The sequence below is a fragment of the Ancylobacter lacus genome (genome assembly GCF_018390635.1).
Taxonomy (GTDB): Bacteria; Pseudomonadota; Alphaproteobacteria; order Rhizobiales; family Xanthobacteraceae; genus Ancylobacter; species Ancylobacter lacus.
Window position 1 is genome coordinate 1 of record NZ_JAHBGE010000081.1, and the last position, 2,173, is coordinate 2,173.

Sequence of the window (2,173 nt, forward strand, 5' to 3'; positions counted from 1 at the left end):
GGCGCGCAAGGCGAGCGAGATGATCCCGGCCTTTGTGCCGGCGGTCGTCGCGCCGGAGCCGGCTCCCGCATCTGAGCCGTGCGCCCTACCGTCACGACCGAAGCGGCGTGGCCGGCAACGTCGCGCCGCAGCCATAGAGATTGAGGTCGCCGGCGCCCGCGTGACGATCGAGAACGGCGCCTCACCGGCGACCATCACGGCGGTGCTCAGCGCGTTGAAGGCCGGGTTGTGATCGGTCCGACCGGCGCAGTCCGGGTCATGGTTGCCACGAAACCCGTCGATTTCCGCAAGGGGGCCGAAGGCCTGGCCGCCCTGGTGCGCGAGACGATGGGTGCCGATCCATTCTCGGGCACGGTCTATGTATTCCGCGCCAAGCGTCCTGATCGGGTGAAGCTGGTGTTCTGGGACGGCACCGGCGTGGTGCTGGTCGCCAAGCGTCTGGAGGATGGCGAGTTCCGCTGGCCGAAGATCGAGGACGGCGCGCTGCGGCTGACGGCGGCCCAGCTGCAAGCCTTGTTCGAGGGTCTGGACTGGCGCCGGGTGCATGAGCCACAACGGACGACGACGCCGGTCGCGGCGAGCTGAAAACCCTCGCAAGCCACTGGCGAATATGATTGAATCGGGGTCATGGCTTCGCTCCGCTCCGAGCTTCCCCGTGATCCCGAGACGCTCCAGGCGATGCTGATCGCCCGGGAGGCTGAGATCGAGCGGCTGCGTCAGATCATCAAGGAATTGCAGCGCCATCGCTTCGGCCGGCGCGCCGAGACGCTACCCGAGGACCAGCTTCTCCTCGCCCTGGAAGAGGCCGAGCAGGTGGAGGCCGCAGGTTTTGCGGCATCTGAGGAAAACGCCCCGGCGACAAAGACCGAGCGGGTCGCAAAGCGTCGGGCCAACCGCGGCGCGTTGCCCGCCCATCTGCCGCGCATCGAGACGGTGGTCGATATCGAGAGCGATGTCTGCCCCTGCTGTTCCGGACGGCTCCACCGCATCGGCGAGGACGTGGCCGAGCGGCTCGACATCGTGCCGGCGCAGTTCCGCGTGCTGGTGGTGCGCCGGCCGAAATACGCCTGCCGCTCCTGCGAAGACGTGGTGGTGCAGGCACCCGCGCCGGCTCGGCTGATCGAGGGTGGTATCCCGACCGAGGCAACGGTCGCCCAGGTTCTGGTCTCGAAGTACGCCGATCATCTGCCGCTGTACCGTCAGGCCCAGATCTATGCCCGTCAGGGTGTCACGCTTGATCGTTCGACGCTGGCCGACTGGGTCGGGCGCGCGGCCTTCCTGCTGCGCCCCGTGCACGAGCGGATGCTGGCGATGCTGAAGGCTTCGCCGAAGCTGTTCGCCGACGAGACCACGGCGCCGGTGCTCGATCCCGGGCGGGGCCGGACCAAGACGGGGCAACTCTTCGCCTATGCCCGCGATGACCGGCCCTGGGGCGGCGCGGATCCGCCCGCCGTCGCCTATGTCTATGCACCCGACCGCAAGGGGGAGCGACCGATCGCCCATCTCGATGGTTTCGCCGGCATCCTGCAGGTCGATGGCTATGGCGGCTACAAGACGTTGGCCGGGCGCAACGCGGTCAGCCTAGCGTTCTGCTGGGCGCATGTTCGGCGGCGCTTCTACGAGTTGGCCCAGACCGGCCCCGCACCGATCGCCAGTGAAGCCCTGCTACGCATCGCCGACCTCTATCGCGTCGAGGCTGATATCCGTGGCCGCACCCCGGAGGAGCGCCGGGGCGCACGGCAGCAAAGGAGCAAACCGATCATTGATGCCCTCGAGCCGTGGCTACGGCAAAAGCTCGCCTTGATCAGCCAGAAGACCAAGCTCGCCGAAGCGATCCGCTACGCGCTCTCGCGCTGGGCGGGGCTTGGCCTCTTCCTCGATGATGGGCGCATCGAGCTCGACAACAACATCGTCGAGCGATCCATCCGCCCCCTGGCCCTGACCCGGAAGAACGCCCTGTTCGCCGGCTCCGACGGCGGCGCCGAGCACTGGGCCGTCATCGCCTCGCTCGTCGAGACCTGCAAGCTGAACGGCATCGATCCCCAGGCCTACCTCACGGACATCATCACCCGCATCGTCGAGGGCCACCCCAACAGCCGGATCGATGAGCTCATGCCATGGGCCTATCCCACCAAGCCCACCCTCAGTAACGTGGCCTGAGGACGACGCTTAC

Annotated in this window: 2 protein-coding genes and 1 pseudogene; all 3 read left to right on the plus strand. The window is 67.6% G+C overall.

Going from position 1 to position 2,173, the window contains the following annotated elements; all coding sequences use genetic code 11:
- Positions 1-232 (plus strand): annotated as a pseudogene (locus KHC27_RS20160) (hypothetical protein); the annotation flags it as partial.
- On the plus strand, positions 229-585 hold the full coding sequence (gene tnpB / locus KHC27_RS20165) for an IS66 family insertion sequence element accessory protein TnpB (protein ID WP_213341627.1): 357 nt from the start codon (positions 229-231) through the stop codon (positions 583-585). The pseudogene KHC27_RS20160 and the gene tnpB, both read left to right, overlap by 4 nt.
- A gap of 42 nt (positions 586-627) precedes the next feature.
- Positions 628-2,160, plus strand: a complete 1,533-nt coding sequence (gene tnpC / locus KHC27_RS20170) for an IS66 family transposase (protein WP_213341629.1) — start codon at positions 628-630, stop codon at positions 2,158-2,160.
- Positions 2,161-2,173 lie beyond the last annotated feature (13 nt).